This is a genomic window from Streptomyces sp. NPDC050528 (assembly GCF_044457795.1).
Lineage (GTDB): Bacteria > Actinomycetota > Actinomycetes > Streptomycetales > Streptomycetaceae > Streptomyces.
The window spans coordinates 92,440-108,184 of record NZ_JBITHH010000019.1; the positions used below are offsets into that span (position 1 = coordinate 92,440).

Below are 15,745 nucleotides of genomic sequence, written 5' to 3' on the forward strand. Positions count from 1 at the left end.
GCTTCTCGCTGTTCCCTCGCGCCCGGGTCGTCATCTACGCCACGCGAGTCACCGCGATTCCGTCCGCACCCGCGTGCTCACCCACGCCCCCGCCAACGCCACCCCCGCCATCGGCAGGAACACCGCGGCGAACGCCCCCGGATGACCCCCGTCACCCGCTGCCCCGACGACATGCCCGACCGTGCCCCCGCCCAGTGCCCCGAACGCGGCCCCGCCGACGGAGAGCAGCACGACGTTGGACAGCCCGTCAGAAATCTGCAGCGCGGCGGAGTTGGAACCGGCCTCCTCCGGCGCGGACAACTGCAACAGCAGCACGCTGGTCGAGGAGATCACCAGCCCCATCCCGAAACACCCGAACCCCCACGCGACGGCGACGATCCACACGGGCACGGCATGCATGAGGACGCTCGGCGCGGCGGCGATGGCGCCGGCCACCAGCACCATCCCCCACGTCATCAGCCGTTCCCGATACGGCTCGGCCCGCGCCCGCGACTGCACCCACGACCCGAGCGCCCACGTCCCCCCGCCCGCCGCGAGCGAGAACCCGGCCAGGGTCGGCGACAGCCCCCGTTGCGTGACGAGCATCAACGGCACGAAGGACTCGGCCGAGATGAACGACCCCGCGGCCACCCCGCGCAACAACACGACGGAGGGCAGCCCACGCGCCGCCCGGTACGTCCCGCGGGGCAGCAGCCCGAGCACGGCGGGCACGAGCAGCGCGACGCCGGCGGCAGCGGGAAGAAGGGAGAACCACCGCACATCCTGAGCGGCGTACTGGAAGAGCCCGGCGCCGATGGAGATCCCGAGGGCAAGCCGAATACGCCGCCGGTCGAAGGAGGCGGACGGCTCACCGGTATCGCTCACCGGCCCGGCCGCCCGCCGCCGTATCTGAGGAAGGGCGAGGGCGAGCGGAAAGACGACAAGCGCCGGAATCCCCAGGAACACCCAACGCCAGCCCAGGTGTTCGGTCACCGCCCCGGAGGCAAGCGGCCCGACAACGGACGGCACGACCCAACTCGCGGCGAACGCGGCCATGATGGCGGGCCGCAACCGCTCGGAGTAGGCCCGCCCGACGACGACATACAGAGCGACGATGACCAGCCCACCCCCCAGCCCCTGCACGGCCCGCCCGAGAATGAACACCCACATGACCTGAGCGGTCCCGGCCACCACCAGCCCGGCGGCAAAGGCCCCGATCCCACTGGTCAACGCCCCGAGCGGCCCTCGCCGATCCGACCACTGCCCCGCGAACACCATCCCGAACAGACTGGTCGTGAAGTACCCGGAGAACGCGAACGCGTACAGGGACACCCCGCCCAGCTCCCGAGCGGCAACAGGCATCGCCGTCCCAACTGCCGTCGCCTCAAAGGCGATCAGCAGAACAACGGACACGATCCCCACACTGAGCGCCCGATGCGACCGCCCCAACACGGTGTCACGACACTCATCGGCCAGGTCAGGAGCGGTGTCCGTGACAGCGGCGTCACGGGGTTCGAGGACGGTCATGCAGGCCAGCGTAAGGTCCACTGGCCGGGTTGACCCCTGTCGGAGGTTGGTCGGGTGCTGAGACCTTGGTCGTACGACCACAGCTACCGCCCACCCATTCGTGAACGGCGTATGCCAGTCCCGTTGCACCACCCCAGGCCCCCTTGTCGGGGCCCACCCCCCGCCCATACGGTCAACTCACCAAACACGGCCGTGTGCCCGAGTGGTTCAGGGACTCGCCTGCAAAGCGAGTTACGCGGGTTCGATTCCCGCCACGGCCTCCAATACAGTCTCTGACCTGCATGTTCCTAGGTCAGACACAGCTCTCAAGGTCTGGGACTCCCGTCCGAGACGGGGCTAGGTCAGTTGCTTGGTCCTCTACCGACTGACCTAGCTCCACAGAGCGCCACACGGCGCACAGGGAGCCCAAGTGTCTTCACGTACACCTCTCCGGAGCGCGCTCAGGAAGCCTCAGAGCAGCGCTGAGCCGACACAGCCGACAGCACCTCTCCGTGTAGTCGACGGCCGCTCAGCCACAGATGCGCGTACGGCCATGCTCGATGAACTCGACCTTCACCTGAGCACGATCACCAACAGGTTCGGCCGTCCGTTCCAGCGGAAGACCATCAACGCGTACAAGTTCGCTGGTGTCGCTCTCCACAATTGCTCCGTTCTTGTGGCGGCTTACTTCCAGACGCCGAACTGCTCGACGTATGCGTCCCCCGTGACCGGTCGCCCCTCGTACGTGCCGTGCACTGACGAGTCGGCCTCGTTGATTCCCGGTGTGAACGGCTGGTTGGCCTGGATCTCCTGGAGTACGGGGCTGGCGGTCACGACGAGTTCGGTGTTCAGGGTGGGGATCGTGACGGTCCACTTGCCGGCGTAGCGCTGGGCGGTGGTGGGGCTGGTCTCGAAGTGGGTGGCCTGCGGGGCCAGCGGATTGACCGACACGACGCGGTGTGTGCCGTCGGGGCTGAGCACGGTGGCCCAGTGCTTCTCTCCGTTGGCGTCGAACATGTCCCACAGGTTGAGGACTTGGCCGTTGTCGAGCCGCACGGCCATCCACGTCCACTTGTGCAGCGTGTCCCAACTCCAGTTGCCCCACTGGCGGTCGAGCCAGGACGTGCCGGTGACTCGCTTGGTCGCGCCGTCCAGGGTGAGGGTGCCCGTGGTCTGCAGATCGGGGAGCGAGTAGTAGTAGCTGGTGTCGTCCAGGAAGGGGAACAGGCCGGTGCCGTTGTTGTAGAGCGTGGGGCCTACGGCCTTCAGCTTGAGGTCCAACGTCCCCTTGCCCTGGGGCAGTTCGGCCTTGAGGTGCATGGCGTCCAGCGGGCCGGAGAGGGATGAGTTCGGCATCCGTACGTCGAGCTTGTCGGCGGATGCGCTGAACTGGTCGGGCTTGAACGCCTTCTGTTCCGAGGTGTACGCCCCGCTCGCTTCGTCCGTGATGGAGATCTGCGTGATGCCCTTGCGGCTGAGCTGCACCTCGTAGCCGTACTTGTGGCCGCCGGCCCGGATGTGGCCGACGGTGTACCACCACTCCTGCTTGGCGTTCGGATGTGCCGCCTGGTCGGCGGGCAGGTGGACGAAGGTGGGGAAGCCCGGGTCGGCGCTCGGACCGGGCCGCGTTGCCTCCTCCGAAACGGTGCGTGCGGGGGCGGGGGTGGGGGCGTGGCTGCTTGCGGTGTCGGCCGCCGCAGGAATTCCGACGGAGCCGGCGATGGCGACTCCGGCAAGGGCGACCGCCGTCGTTCTGCGTCCATGGACCCAACTCCTTCGTCCGTGGACCCAACTCCTTTGTCCGTGCACCCAGTTCCTTGTACGCATCGGTTTTCTCCTCTGAACGCGATGAACGTGATGAACGTGATCGCCGGTGATGAACGTGATGGCCGGGTACAACTAGCGCGTGCGCGAAGGGGAGTTGCGCACCCGGCCCCGCACGATCTCGGCCAGACGGGCCGCCTGCTCGTCCGCGGCTTGGGGTCCGTTGCCGGTCAGCAGGGAGTGATCGGCGTCCCACATCACCTTGGGGGCCGAGGGGTTGAGGGTGAGGTTGACGTCGTAGCCGGCTTCCTTGAGTGCCACGTCGACGTAGTACGTCAGGCGCGTGCGCTCGCCGGGCACCTTCGGGTACTGGAACCCGAGCATCGCCCTCTCGCCGTACTTGGGCACGGTGGTGATGCGTGCGCCCTTGAAGGCGTGGTCGGGGTCGGTGGTGACCTTGCCGTCGCCGTCGACCCGGTAGCGCGCCGAGGTGAGGCCCACCGGGGCATGGCAGATGAGGGAGATCGGGACGTCGGCTTCACGGAGCGTGTGGAGCAACTCCCCCATCCACGGGTTGTCGTGGAAGTCGACCATCGGGGCGTGTCCGCCGGGCATGTGCACGAAGGCCATGTCCGCCAGCGAGAAGTCGGCGGCGGGGTCGCGGTGCCGTTCGATCAGTTGCTGGATGGACAGGTACTCGCGCTGCGGCGATGCCTCGAAGCCGGCGACGACGTCACCGCGTACGGAGATGGCCTCCGCGTCCGTCTTCGGAAGCGGCTCGGAGACCGGGATGCGGCCCAAGAGCCGGTGGGCGAGGGCGAGTTCGGACTCGCGGCGCTTGAGGAGGTCCGGGTTCTTCTCGCGCAGTTTCTCGGGGCTGAAGCGCTCGACTCCGCTCTGCATGGTGGTGCGGGCGGTGGCGAGACCGAGGTTGCCGCCCCCGTGGAAGTTGAGGGCCATTCCGTTGACGTCGAGTTGGGGCGGCCGGCCGTCCGGCGTGGCCAGCACGAAGTCGTAGTCGTTCTCGAACTCCGCCATCACGGCGGCGAGTTCGACGAGGAAGAACCCGGTCGGTATCCCGGGGTGACCGACGGGCTCGCTCAACGGGAGCACGCGGGCCGAGGACAGGACGATCAGGGCCTTGGGCCGAGGGGTGGTGGATTCAGTCATGGTCTTTTCTCCTCTTCGGAGTTGGCTTCGGATTCTTCGAAGTCGGTGGCGGATTCTTCGAAGTCGGTGTCGGAACAGGCGACTTCAGGGTCGGGACAGGGGACTTTGAGGTCGGGATGGGGGACCTTGGGGTCGGAATAGGGGACTTCAGGCCGGCACACCGGACGAGCGTTTGACGAGCGCGTCGAAAGTGCGGTCCGGCAGCAGCCTGTTGAGGAAGATCAGGGGGCGCGCCCCGAAGCCGACGCGGTAGCGGGTGCGCGGACGCCGGGCGGTCGCCGCCTCGGTCACGGCCTTGCCGATGACGGTGGCGGGTGAGGCCATGCGCGTGCCGGGCCGCGAGCTTCGCTCCAGGGACTCGGCCATCGCGTCGGCCTGCTCGGCGTACGGCCCGTCGGAGGAGGTGGCACGCAGCTTGCCGGCCGCGATCGCGCCCCAGTCGGTACGGACGGAGCCGGGCTCGATGAGGACGACGTCGATGCCGAACCGCTTGACCTCCAGGCGCAGCGCGTCGCTGAGGCCTTCTACGGCGTACTTGCTGGCGTGGTACCAGGCGCCCATGGGGGTGGCGAACCGGCCGCCCATCGAGCTGATGTTGACGATGGTGCCGCCGCGCTGGGCGCGCATGTGCGGCAGGACCAGCTGGGTCAGCCGCGCCAGGCCGAACACGTTCACCTCGATCTGGGCGCGGGCCTCCTCCAGGGGAACGTCCTCCAGCGCGCCGTAGGAGCCGTAGCCGGCGTTGTTGACGAGGACGTCGATGCGGCCCTCGGCCGCGATGATCTCGGCGACCGCGCGGCCGGCCGAGGTCTCGCTGGTGACGTCGAGCGGGAGCGTGCGCACGCCCGACGCCGCCAGGTCGCTCATCCGGTCGGTGCGCCGGGCCGCGCCGTAGACGATGAAGCCGGCCTGCTGGAGCTGTCGGGCGGTGGCTTCGCCGATACCCGAGGAGGCGCCGGTGACCAGGGCTACTTTCTTCGTCATTGCGGTTCCTCACATGTCATGGAATGGATCGGACGTGGAACGGATCGGACGTCGAACCGGCCCCCCTTAAAAGACCGGCGGGCTCTTCGGACTCTCCGAGCATAAGAGACCTGCGGTCTCTACACAAGGGACCGGGGGTCTGTAATATGTCGCCATGAACACGTTCCAGCGCGCCAGAAACGAGGAGCAGCGCGAAGTACGCCGCCGGAGCATCCTGGAGACGGCGGCGACGATGCTCAGCGAGATGCCGGTCTCGGCCCTGAGCCTCAATGAGCTCAGCCGCCGCGTGGGACTGGCGAAGTCCAACGTCATGCGCTATTTCGAGTCGCGGGAGGCGGTCCTGCTGGACCTCCTGGAGAGCCTGACCCGCGATTTCCTGGCAGAGGTGGTCGAGCAGCTGCCCGGGTGCGTCGACCGGACCGGTTCCGCGATCGCGAGAGCCGAGGCGGTGGCGTCAGGTCTGGCCACGTCGTTCGCGTCGCGCAAGATGCTCTGCGAACTGCTCAGCGCCCAGGCCGGCATCCTTGAGCACAATGTCTCCGCCGAGGTGGCCGCGCGGTACAAACGGGGGGCCCACGACGGTCTCGCCGGTCTGGCCGGCATGCTGCGGGAGATCCTGCCCGAACTCGGCGACCGCGAAGCCGCCGAAGCGGCCAGCATGACGATCGTGCTCGTCGGAGCGTTGTGGACCCACAGCCATCCGGCGGAGGCCGTGCGCGCCGCCTACGCCGGCGATCCGAGCCTCGTCTTCCTCCGCACGCCCTTCGCCGCGACACTCGAACGTTCGATCACGGTCTACCTGACCGGTCTGCTGGCCCGTTCCGACCGGTGACCCCGGGCGAGGCGACCCCGCGTCCGTCGCGGATCAGGTGGTGACGGAAGGGCGGCATTCCGAGGGGGTGCCGCCCTTGTCCTGCCTGTAGCAAGGTAGGAGCCCGATCCCCTGGCGGACGACCGGGAAGGAAAGCCGTGGCGACGTTTGCCGGGTGCGCGCAAGAGGCGGGCGAGATTGTCGCGGCTCGCTTGACCGAGGTCGGCTTTCGGGCGCGGTTGGAGTGCGGCGGTGTCTCGTGGGAGATGGAGTTTCCGGTCTTCGTACGGCGGTTGGAAGGCGTCATCGCCATCGCGTTGTTCAGCGCTTACCGCAGTTCAGAGCAACTGACGTCTACGGAGGCCCGCGCGGCGGCGCTGCGCTGCCTGCGGGAGCTCGGTCCGGTGGAGTTGTTCGGCGTTCTCCCTGTGGAGCTGGGTGAGTCTTCCGCTGTCGTCGCGCATCTACGGCTGCTCTCGATCGGCCTGACCTCTCGATCCGCGATCCTGTGGGAACGCCTGGCGCAAACCGCACGCAACGTTCTCGATCCCGGCGCGCGAGCGCAAGGGCCGGAGAGCCCGGCAAGCTCGGACAGTCCGCAGAGCCTGAGATGAAGGGCGCCACGTCTGAACAGGGGGAATTGTGAGCGGGGGGATTGTGGGCAGACGGAGGAAGATCGCTGTCGGTGTCGGGGTGCTGGTCGCAGCTTCCGCGCTCGTCGCAGGCGTGCTCCTTGGAGTCAAGGACTCCGCCGCGCATGACACTTCGGCAGCGGCCACGACGTCCGGCACGTCTGGAGTGAGGAGCCACAGCAGTCCGGCGGCCAAGCCGTCAGCGACGACCAACGGGGCCCTGGCCTCGCCCACACCCGCGTCGGCGTCGGCGTCGGGGCCGGCGGCGAAACTGGCCCGTCTCGACGGGATCGGTCGGCCCGCCGAGCAGTACCAGCAGGTTCTCGACGCGTTGGCGCCACGCTGCACGGAGGACCGGCCGCACCTGGCAGTCGTCGTCAGCTCCACGCTGGCGGACCTGAAGAAGAACGGTGTCGACGACGAGGACGCGTTCAGCCTCCTGCAACACCTGGAGCAGTTCGTGCCCGCCGGGAATCCGCGGGTCAACTGCGCGTCGGCGGCGGGTACTTACGCCACCCAGCGCGAAGCAAGCTAGCGCGAGCAACCGCACCGGCAGCAACCCGAGCAACCTTCGCGAGCGCCGAGCCGTCTTGCCGGGTACCGAGGCGGAGTGAGGGTGGAGATGGCGAATCTGGATGCCGTGGTGACGTGGGTCGACGCACGCAGTGCGCTGCCCTCCAGTGGCACGCCGGTCGCGGCGGCGATCACCGGGCGCTATCCGGCGGACAGCGACGCCGAGTACGGCGGCGTGTCCGGAACCGAGTCCGACACCGCGCTGGGTTCCGATGCCGCACTGGGTGAGGAATTCTGGCTCGTGCGGCCGATGTACTTCACGACCCTGCACGTCGGTGAGGACGGGACTGAGCACCGGAACTGCTTCGTCGACTCCGACGGCGTCGTCCGGCTGCCCTACGGCCTCTCCAGCGCCGAGACCGTGACCCACTGGGCCGAACTGCCCACGCTGCCGGGCGGGATGACAACGCGCGTGGTTCTCGGGGAGGGCGTGCAATCAGCTCTCCAGAACGCGTGGAACGCCCATCCCAGTACCTGACTCACAGCCCGCTCCCGGTACCTGACTCACAGCCCGCTCCCGGTACCTGCCTCACCGCCCACTGACCGACCGCGCCCGCCACAAGTCCCGCAGCAACGCGATCTCCGCCATGTGGTGAATGAACTCCAGGTTCGACCCCGCCAGTACGGCGACGTACGGGTCGTCCGGGTCCGATCCGTACGGGTACCGGGAGAAGCCGACCACGTCCAACTGGTCCTCCGTGACCGTCGCCACGGCCGCTCGCCAGCGGTCGATCACCGGCCAGAACCGGTCCAGGGTCAGCGCGGCCGACGGCGTGAAGTCGACCATCCGCTTGGGGTCTTGGCGTCGCTCACCGAACGTCCACTCCCACGCGCCCGCGAACTGGAAGTGCAGGTGTCCCAGTCGCCACGCGATGGTCGTGATCGGTGTCGTGTCGGGCTCCGGCTCGCCCGTGTGGGCCAGGATCTGCTCGACCCGTTCGACGGTCACACTCCAGTCCTCGGCGATCTTGGCGACCGTCATGCCGTCGGCTGCCTGCCGGGCCACCTCCGCGTACTCGCTCGCCGGGATGTCCGCCGCGCCCAGGTCGAGCACCCACTCCCCCGGTCCGAACGCCCTCGGTGTCACCGCCTCGCCCCGGCGCCGGAGCGACCAGCAGTCGGGCGCCGGCTCCCAGAGGTACTCCTCGTCACCGAGCCCCTTCAGCCGGACCTGTGCCATCTCCCGGGCCTTGTCGAACTGCTCCAGCAGCAAGCCCAGTCGGTCGGTCCGCGTGCGCCCAGTCTCCACGTGTGATCCCCGTCCCCTCGCCCGTGCCGTCTCGCACCCCGCCCCCACCCACCGCGGTGCGGTCAGGCGGACGGTAACGGCTCGGCCCACCCGGCGCGAACGAATTCCCCGCCCGCCTACCCTCGCGTCACAGCACCCCGCCCGCCTCGTCCTGGAACGCCTCCGTCCAGTAGTGCGAGCCGGCCGTCCGCGCGCGCAACCCCGTCGTATCCACCGTCGCCAGCGTCTGCAGCATCGTCGTCGCCAACTGGTCGTACGCATCCGCCGTCAACTCACCCGACAGGTCCGCGTCTATCGCCTTCTCGCGGTGCAGCAGCCAGAGGGTGAAGGCGAGGGTCGAGACGTCCGTGTTGAGAGGAGCCAGGGTCGTCTCCGGCTCGCTCCACGTCAGGATCTCTCCCGTCGCACCGTCCACCACCAGGCTGTTGTCCTCGATGAGGTAGCCGAGGCGGATCAACTGGTCGGCGCGGGGCGGGAGTTGCTCGGCCGGCTCGTCCTCGTAGAACTCGGCGAGGGTGGGGAGCGGGACGTCCGTGTCCAGGTGGAAGAGGAACGCGTCCTCGGGCAGGCCCGTCTCGCGCAGGAAGCGGCGGGTCGGTTCGTGGGTGAGGGTGGCGGGGAAGTCGACCTCCTCGAAGCGGGCGACCGTGCCCTGGCCGAACTCCTGGTCCAGCAGGCGGCCCGGGATGTCCAGGGTCAGACCCGACGTCGTGCCCGGGCCGGCGACCAGGGCGAGCGGGCGGATCAGGGCCGCCGCCTTCCAGAACGGGGGCACCTCGCCGTCCGTCTCCGACTCGAACACCGCGAGGAGTTGGCGTGAGGCCTCCGCCGCCGTCTTCGTGCCGTGCCGGCCCTCGTAGGACGCGAACTGGCCGCGCAGATGCGTCAGTTCGTCCGTCGTGGTCGTGAATCGGGTCAGCGTTTCGATCGACGGGGCCAGCGGGCCGGTCTCCATCAGGTCCGGGCGGTCGTGGAAGAAGTACGTCGTCGCGATCTCACCCGTCTCGCCGTCCAGCAGGATCGACTCCGCCTCCCCGCCGTCGGGTCCCCAGAGCGCTCCTATCACCAACTGGTCCCGGAGCTCCTCCGCCAGCGGGGCGGGGTCGCCCATCGAGTCCGCCACCGTCCGCAGGCCTTCCCTGCGCAGCTCCTCGAACGTCAACAGGCCGCTGTGTCCCGGCAGTCCGGGGCCTGTCAGCCAGCGGCGCGTCGACGCGTGCGTGATGTACGGATCGAGGTCGTCCTCGGTCAACGTGATCATGGTCGCCGTAGAACCGGCGTCGGTCCTGCTCATCGTTCCCCCGTGCATGAAACTTCCCCCGTGCGACATCAGTGTTCCGCTGCCGTCCCCACTGCTCAGAACACTACGCGGCACCACTGACAATGGCTCTGAACAGCCAAAACGTCCGGCAGCGGCCTCGGCGACGGCAGCTGCCGACTGCGTCCGGCCGGGGACCCCGTACCTCTCAAGACGCTCAAACCACCCGGGAACGTTCCCGTCCCTCGATGATCGCGTCCACCGTCTCCCCCACCGTCAGGCGGGAGGTGTCCAGCCACAGGCCGATGCGCGGGGTCTCAGTCCGCAGCCCCCGGTCCAGCTCCTCGACCGTCCACGCGCCGTATCCCGTCTTCGCCCGGCCCGCCTCCCGTGCCGTGACGGTCGCCGGGGTCGGTGCGAGGACGATCACGTGCAGGGGGCGGGTGCGGATCAGGTCGACGTACGCCGGCAACTCCGGGCCCAGCACCACGTCCTGGACGATCGCCGTGAACCCGGCCTCCGCGTACGCGTCCGCAGTCGCCGCCGACAGCCGGTACCGCAACCGGAGTTGGGACTCCCCCTCGCCGCCCGCACCGGGGACGTACTCCTCGCGCCCCGAGACGATCATCCGCCGGAAGATGTCACCCCGGACGTGCGCCGCCCTCGGCAACCGCTCGGCCAGCGCCTGCGCGACCGTGGACTTGCCGGCGGCCATCACGCCGGTGATGAGGACGACTCCCTCGAACACCGTCAAGCACCGGCCGCTCAGTGGCCGTACTGGCCGTACTGATCGGTCGTCGCCGTCACCACCGCCGCCTGGGGGCGGATCGGCAGGCGGTTCACCGGGCGGCCCGTCGCGGCGCGTACGGCGGACGCGATCGCCGCCGGGGACGTGACCACGGGGACCGCGCTGACCGCCTTCGCCCCGAAGGGGGCGACCACATCGCGTTCCTCCACGAGTTTCACGATCCGGATGTCGGGGGTGTCCAGGGCGGTGGGCAGGGCGTAGCCCGTGAGGTCGGGGTGGCGGATCAACCCGCGCGCGGTGCGCAGGTTTTCCGTCAGTGCGATGCCTACGCCCTGGGTGACACCGCCCTCGATCCGGGCGACCAACTGGGTCGGGTTCAGGATCCGGCCGACGTCCTGGGCGAGGGCCAGCTCGACGACCCGGACCGAGCCCAGTTCGATGTCGACGTCGACGACCGCGCGGATCGCGCAGAAGGCGAGCCCTACGAAGGCGTCGCCCTGGCCCGCCTCGTCCAGGGGCTCGGTCGGGTGCGGGCGGCACTGGGCGGTGGCCCAGAGTTCCTTGCCGTCCAGGGCCTCGGTGACGGTCGTCGAGAGGACGCCGTCGTAGGAGGTGATCTTGCCGTCGGTGATCTGGAGGAGCTCGGTCGACATCCCGAACTTGTGCGCCAGGGGCTGGAGGAGCTGGGTGCGGACCATTTTCGCGGCGCGTTCGACCGCGCCGCCTGATACCCAGGTATGACGTCCTCGGCAACCAGGGCCGGCGGGCGGCTGATCGGTGTCCACAGGGGCGACGTGCACCTCGTCGATACCGAGGGTCTCCTGGACGATCTGCCGGGCGAGCGTGGTGAAGCCCTGGCCGGTCTCCACGGCCGCGCAGAGCACCGTAGCGATGCCGTCGTGGACCTTCACGGTGGCCGTGGAGACCTCGTCCGCGCCCTCGGCGCCGAGCATGTGGACCATGCCGAGGCCGTAGCCGACGCCCCGGCGCATCGCGCCCGGTTCGCCCGCGCCCTCGGGGCCGCCGGGCAGCAGCCACTCGTCCTCGGGGGTGTCCTTGGGAAGCTGCGGCAGCGGGAAGTCCCGTACGGCCTGGAGGAGTTCGGCGACGGGCGCGGGACAGGTCACCGTCTGGCCGGTCGGGAGGACGTCGCCGGTGGCCATGGCGTTGCGCAGGCGCAGTTCGGCCGGGTCCATGGCGAGCTTCTTGGCGAGCTTGTCCATCTGCGCCTCGTAGGCGGCGCAGACCTGCATGGCGCCCTCGCCCCGGACGTGTCCGGAGGGCGGGTTGTTGGTGCGGACGGCCCAGCCTTCGATGAAGGCGTTCGGGACGACGTAGGGGCCGCAGGCGAAGGAGACGGCGGCGGCCAGGGCCTCCGAGGAGGTGTCGGCGTAGGCGCCCGCGTCGAGCAGCACCTGGGCCTCGACCTTGACCAGCCTGCCGTCCTCGTCGGCGTGGTGGCGGTAGCGCAGGAGCGTGGGGTGGCGGTGGGTGTGGCCGAGGAAGGACTCCTCGCGCGTGGCCGTCAGTTTCACCGGGCAGCCGGTCTTCAACGCCAGCAGTCCGAGCGGGAGTTGGAAGCCCTGGTCCTCGCGGTCGGCGGTGGCCCCGGGGACGCCGGTGACGACGACCTTCACGCGGTCGGACTCCAGGCCGAAGCAGGCGGCGGCCGTGTCGCGGTCGTTGTGCGGGTCCGTGGAGGCGATGTACAGCTCGACGCCGCCGTCGGGACGGGGCACGGCGAGACCGGCCTCGGCGCCGATGGGGGCGGGGTCCTGGCGGCCGATGCGGTACAGGCCCTCGACGACGATGTCGGCGACCGCGTCCGGGTCTCCGTGGCGCAGCGGGATGTGCCGGATCAGGTTGCCGTCGGGGTGCAGCGGCTCGGCCTCGAAGGCCTGCTCGGGGTCGGTCACCGGGTCGAGCACTTCGTACTCGACCATGATGGCCGCGGCGGCCATCCGCGCGGTGTCGGGGTGGTCGGCGGCGACGGCGGCGATGGGCTCCCCGTGGTGGCGCACGACCTCGGAGGCGAACACCGGGCGGTCGGCCGTGCCCCGGCCGTAGCGGTCCCGGCCCGGCACGTCCTCGTGGGTGATGACGGCCCGAACGCCGGGCATGTCCCGCGCGTGGGACGTGTCGACGGACACGATGCGCGCGTGCGGGTGCGGCGAGCGCAGGACGGCCGCCCAGAGGAGGCCCTCGGCCCACAGGTCGGCCGCGTACGGGAACGTGCCCTCGGTCTTGGCGCGGGCGTCGGCGGCCGGGAGCGAGGCGCCCAGGCCGTGGCCCGGCAGCTCCGGGGCGGGCGCGGCCTCCGTGGTCGCGGTGGCGGCTTCGTTGCTCACGCCTGACCTCCGTCCTGGCCGTACACCTGGTCCTGCGTGCGCGGGGACTCGAACGCCGACTGGTGGACGCCACCGCCCCCGGGACCCGCCTGGTGGGGAATACGCGCCTCGTCGCCGTCCGACTCAGGTTCGGCGGCGGCGGCGTGCGCCTCGCGTTCGGCGACGACTTCCTGGACGGCGTCCAGGACACCCCGGTAGCCGGAGCAGCGGCACAGGTTGCCGCACAGGGCCTGGCGGGCCTCCAGTTCGGTGGGCGCGGGGTTGCCCTCCAGGAGGTCGTGCACGGTCATCGCCATGCCGGGCACGCAGAAACCGCACTGCACGGCACCGCACTTGGCGAGCGCCCGCTGCACGTCCGAGGGCTGCCCCTCGACGGCGAGACCCTCGACCGTACGGACCTCGGAGCCGGCGGCGGTCACGGCGGGCACCAGGCAGGAGGCGACGAGCCGTCCGTCGACCTGGACGTTGCAGGCCCCGCACTCGCCCTGCGAGCAGCCGTCCTTGGCGCCCGCGAGGCCGAGGCGTTCGCGCAGCACGTAGAGCAGCGACTCGCCGATCCAGGCGTCGGTGACGGGCCGGTCGGCGCCGTTGACGCGCAACACGTAGGAGGCGAGCGGGTGTTCCTCGCCGGGGATCTTCGGGGACGACTCGGCGGCCTCGTCCGGCGCGTCGGCCTCGACGGCCGTCACGGGCGCCTCAGCGGCCTCCGGAGCGTCGTCGGCACCCTCGGCCGCGTCATCCGCCGCGGGCGCCTCAGCGGGCCCCTCAGCGGCTTCCTCGGCCGCTTCGCCGTCGGCGCCCGCCCCGTCGCCCCCGTGCGCCGACTGCGCGTCGGTCACGGCGAGTTCGGCGGCGGTGTCGTCGTGGCGGTCGGCGCGCGCGTCGCCGTAGGGGTCGGGGGCGGCGTCGGTGCGGGTGTGGGCGTACGGGTCGCCGGGTTCGCCGTACGGCTGCCGGGTCGCCTCGGCGGGCGGGCGGGTGGCGGCCTGCGCCGACACCTCGCCGGTCGGGTGGGTGCCGGACCCGTCGGCCGGGTGTTCCAGGCCGCGCCCGTCGGTGCGCTCGCCCGGCCGCTCCACCACTCCGGTGTCCGCCGCCTGCTGGGCCCAGTTCTGGCCCGCGCCGTCCGTCGCCCAGGGCGCGGGCGCGCCGCCGGGCAGGGTGGCCGGCGGCGTGCCGCCCCACTGCTCGACCAGCGCCGACGTGGTGAACTCGCCCGATTCGTCCGGGAGATCACCCCCGGCGACGGGGATCGACCACTCGCCGGTCACGTCACGACCGGGAGCGGCGCCCGCGTCCGGCGTGTTGGTGTCCTGGAAGGTCCACTGGCCGGTGGACCCGGGGCGGTACGAGAACTGGTCCCCGCCGGCCGTGCCCTGGTGCGGTACGGCGTTCGGGTCGGGCCACTGGACGCCCTCGGCGGGCACCGCCCAGGAACCGCTCGACGACGGGTCGGCGTCCGGGGCGGCCTCTATGGGCGGCGGCACATAGCCGTGCCCCGGGGCGGCCAGGAGGGCGTCGATGCCCCCTTCGGGGAGTTTCACGAAGGCCGTGGCGCCGTCGTCGTAGTCGCCCTGGGGCAGCGGGTCCCAGCGTCCGCCGCCCTGAGGGGTGCCCTCTCCGTGCTGGTCGTCGGTCACGACAGCGCCCTCCCGAGTGCTCGTCGGGCCAGTGCGGCGACGGTGCGCCGCAGGTGCAGTACCGCGGGCGGAAGCTGTTCCACGGAGCCGTCCTCGGCCGGTACCGGGTCGGGGATGCAGGCCGCGGCGACGTACTCCCCGAAGGCGGCGAGCGCCTCGGGGACGATCGTGCGGCTGTTGTCCCAGTCGATCAGCCGGGCCACCCACTGTTCGGCGTCCAGCGGTCTGAGCGGCATCGGCGCTATGGCTCCGACGGCGCACCTGACCCCGCGCCGGGCGGGGTCGAGGACGACCGCGACGGACGCGACCGAGCGCCCGGGTCCCGTCCTGCCGGTGGCCTTCAGGAAGACCTGCGGGGCGTGCAGCAGGGGCACGCGCACGAAGCCGATGAGTTCGCCGCCGCGCAGCATCTCCACGCCGGCCAGCAGGTGCGACACCGGGATCTCCCGGCGGGCTCCGTCCTGGCCCGCGATGATCAACGTGGCCTCCAGGGCGGCCAGTACGGGCAGCGCGTCACCGGTGGGCGCGGCCGAGGCGATGTTGCCGCCCAGGGTGCCCGCGTTGCGGATCTGCGGTGGGCCCGCGGCACGCGCGGAGGCGGCGAGCGCCGGGATGAGCGCGGCGAAGTCGGGGCGGCCCATGCGGGCATGCGTGAGGCCCGCGCCGAGCAGCGCGTGCCCGTCCTGGTACTGCCAGCCGCGGATCTCGCTGATCCGGCCGAGACCGACCAGCGCGCTGGGCCTCAGCTGGCCCGAGTTGACGGCCGCCATGAGGTCGGTGCCACCGGCCACCGGGACGGCGGTGGGCAGGGCCGTGAGCGCCGCCACGGCCTCGTCCAGCGTTGTGGGCAGCGTGACGGACTGCCCCGCCTGCGGTGCGTGCGTGGTCAAACCGGCTGCCCCTTCCCGCTGCCCCACCTGGTCCCACCTGTTGCTGCCGTACGGTACGTGCTGACAGGGCGGACGTGGCAACTCTGGCACATCTTCGCAAGACCCGAGCGCGGGGGTCCGCTAGGAGGCATTCGCCCGTCTCATCCGGGAGATGGTCCGTTTTCGTACGGCATCACCGGTACGCGCGGATTGC

Annotated in this window: 15 protein-coding genes and 1 tRNA gene; 5 read left to right on the plus strand and 11 right to left on the minus strand. The window is 70.6% G+C overall.

Annotation, left to right across the window (positions count from 1 at the left end; genetic code table 11):
* Window positions 1–48: 48 nt before the first annotated feature.
* The gene (locus ACIBK4_RS45565; RefSeq protein WP_399005217.1) at window positions 49–1,506 is read right to left on the minus strand and encodes an MFS transporter; all 1,458 of its coding nucleotides are present in this window, start codon (window positions 1,504–1,506) and stop codon (window positions 49–51) included.
* 188 nt (window positions 1,507–1,694) lie between these two features.
* Between ACIBK4_RS45565 and ACIBK4_RS45570 the strand changes: the two genes are divergently transcribed.
* Window positions 1,695–1,769: transfer RNA gene (locus ACIBK4_RS45570), tRNA-Cys, on the plus strand.
* Window positions 1,770–2,014: 245 nt separating this feature from the next.
* Here ACIBK4_RS45570 and ACIBK4_RS45575 read toward each other — a convergent pair.
* The 4 genes from ACIBK4_RS45575 to ACIBK4_RS45590 form a co-directional block, all read right to left on the minus strand.
* Window positions 2,015–2,146: a hypothetical protein gene (locus ACIBK4_RS45575; protein WP_399005219.1), complete on the minus strand. Its 132-nt coding sequence runs from the start codon at window positions 2,144–2,146 to the stop codon at window positions 2,015–2,017.
* Window positions 2,147–2,169: 23 nt separating this feature from the next.
* Window positions 2,170–3,312: a lipocalin-like domain-containing protein gene (locus ACIBK4_RS45580; protein WP_399005221.1), complete on the minus strand. Its 1,143-nt coding sequence runs from the start codon at window positions 3,310–3,312 to the stop codon at window positions 2,170–2,172.
* A 72-nt stretch (window positions 3,313–3,384) separates the two neighbouring features.
* On the minus strand, window positions 3,385–4,419 hold the full coding sequence (locus tag ACIBK4_RS45585; protein WP_399005223.1) for a hypothetical protein: 1,035 nt from the start codon (window positions 4,417–4,419) through the stop codon (window positions 3,385–3,387).
* Window positions 4,420–4,566: 147 nt separating this feature from the next.
* Window positions 4,567–5,403 (minus strand): oxidoreductase, encoded by an 837-nt coding sequence (locus ACIBK4_RS45590; protein WP_399005225.1) that lies wholly within the window; start codon window positions 5,401–5,403, stop codon window positions 4,567–4,569.
* 154 nt (window positions 5,404–5,557) lie between these two features.
* Between ACIBK4_RS45590 and ACIBK4_RS45595 the strand changes: the two genes are divergently transcribed.
* The 4 genes from ACIBK4_RS45595 (at window position 5,558) to ACIBK4_RS45610 (ending at window position 7,897) form a co-directional block, all read left to right on the plus strand.
* Entirely contained in the window at window positions 5,558–6,235 is a 678-nt protein-coding gene (locus ACIBK4_RS45595; RefSeq protein WP_399005227.1) for a TetR family transcriptional regulator, read from the plus strand.
* 137 nt (window positions 6,236–6,372) lie between these two features.
* Window positions 6,373–6,828 (plus strand): hypothetical protein, encoded by a 456-nt coding sequence (locus ACIBK4_RS45600; protein WP_399005229.1) that lies wholly within the window; start codon window positions 6,373–6,375, stop codon window positions 6,826–6,828.
* 79 nt (window positions 6,829–6,907) lie between these two features.
* Entirely contained in the window at window positions 6,908–7,381 is a 474-nt protein-coding gene (locus ACIBK4_RS45605; RefSeq protein WP_399005231.1) for a hypothetical protein, read from the plus strand.
* An 87-nt stretch (window positions 7,382–7,468) separates the two neighbouring features.
* Window positions 7,469–7,897, plus strand: a complete 429-nt coding sequence (locus ACIBK4_RS45610; RefSeq protein ID WP_399005233.1) for an AQJ64_40280 family protein — start codon at window positions 7,469–7,471, stop codon at window positions 7,895–7,897.
* Window positions 7,898–7,948: 51 nt separating this feature from the next.
* Here ACIBK4_RS45610 and ACIBK4_RS45615 read toward each other — a convergent pair whose 3' ends face one another.
* The 6 genes from ACIBK4_RS45615 to ACIBK4_RS45640 form a co-directional block, all read right to left on the minus strand.
* Entirely contained in the window at window positions 7,949–8,668 is a 720-nt protein-coding gene (locus ACIBK4_RS45615) for a DinB family protein (protein WP_399005235.1), read from the minus strand.
* Window positions 8,669–8,795: 127 nt separating this feature from the next.
* Window positions 8,796–9,962, minus strand: coding sequence for an SUKH-4 family immunity protein (locus ACIBK4_RS45620; protein ID WP_399005237.1), 1,167 nt, complete (start codon window positions 9,960–9,962; stop codon window positions 8,796–8,798).
* 181 nt (window positions 9,963–10,143) lie between these two features.
* Window positions 10,144–10,641 (minus strand): AAA family ATPase, encoded by a 498-nt coding sequence (locus tag ACIBK4_RS45625; RefSeq protein WP_399005390.1) that lies wholly within the window; start codon window positions 10,639–10,641, stop codon window positions 10,144–10,146.
* Between the two features lie 50 nt (window positions 10,642–10,691).
* A complete protein-coding gene (locus tag ACIBK4_RS45630) occupies window positions 10,692–13,022 on the minus strand; it encodes a xanthine dehydrogenase family protein molybdopterin-binding subunit (protein WP_399005239.1) in 2,331 nt (776 codons plus the stop codon).
* Window positions 13,019–14,662, minus strand: coding sequence for a 2Fe-2S iron-sulfur cluster-binding protein (locus tag ACIBK4_RS45635; protein WP_399005241.1), 1,644 nt, complete (start codon window positions 14,660–14,662; stop codon window positions 13,019–13,021). The genes ACIBK4_RS45630 and ACIBK4_RS45635 overlap by 4 nt, the downstream gene beginning before the upstream one ends.
* Window positions 14,659–15,552, minus strand: coding sequence for a xanthine dehydrogenase family protein subunit M (locus ACIBK4_RS45640; protein ID WP_033286011.1), 894 nt, complete (start codon window positions 15,550–15,552; stop codon window positions 14,659–14,661). The genes ACIBK4_RS45635 and ACIBK4_RS45640 overlap by 4 nt, the downstream gene beginning before the upstream one ends.
* Between the last annotated feature and the right edge of the window lie 193 nt (window positions 15,553–15,745).

Bases quoted from the DNA above. Each gene is read 5' to 3' on its own strand.
- ACIBK4_RS45565 (WP_399005217.1), bottom strand. From the start codon at position 1,506: ATGACCGTCCTCGAACCCCGTGACGCCGCTGTCACGGACACCGCTCCT.
- ACIBK4_RS45580 (WP_399005221.1), bottom strand. From the start codon at position 3,312: ATGCGTACAAGGAACTGGGTGCACGGACAAAGGAGTTGGGTCCACGGA.
- ACIBK4_RS45585 (WP_399005223.1), bottom strand. From the start codon at position 4,419: ATGACTGAATCCACCACCCCTCGGCCCAAGGCCCTGATCGTCCTGTCC.
- ACIBK4_RS45590 (WP_399005225.1), bottom strand. From the start codon at position 5,403: ATGACGAAGAAAGTAGCCCTGGTCACCGGCGCCTCCTCGGGTATCGGC.
- ACIBK4_RS45595 (WP_399005227.1), top strand. From the start codon at position 5,558: ATGAACACGTTCCAGCGCGCCAGAAACGAGGAGCAGCGCGAAGTACGC.
- ACIBK4_RS45610 (WP_399005233.1), top strand. From the start codon at position 7,469: ATGGCGAATCTGGATGCCGTGGTGACGTGGGTCGACGCACGCAGTGCG.
- ACIBK4_RS45620 (WP_399005237.1), bottom strand. From the start codon at position 9,962: ATGAGCAGGACCGACGCCGGTTCTACGGCGACCATGATCACGTTGACC.
- ACIBK4_RS45625 (WP_399005390.1), bottom strand. From the start codon at position 10,641: ATGGCCGCCGGCAAGTCCACGGTCGCGCAGGCGCTGGCCGAGCGGTTG.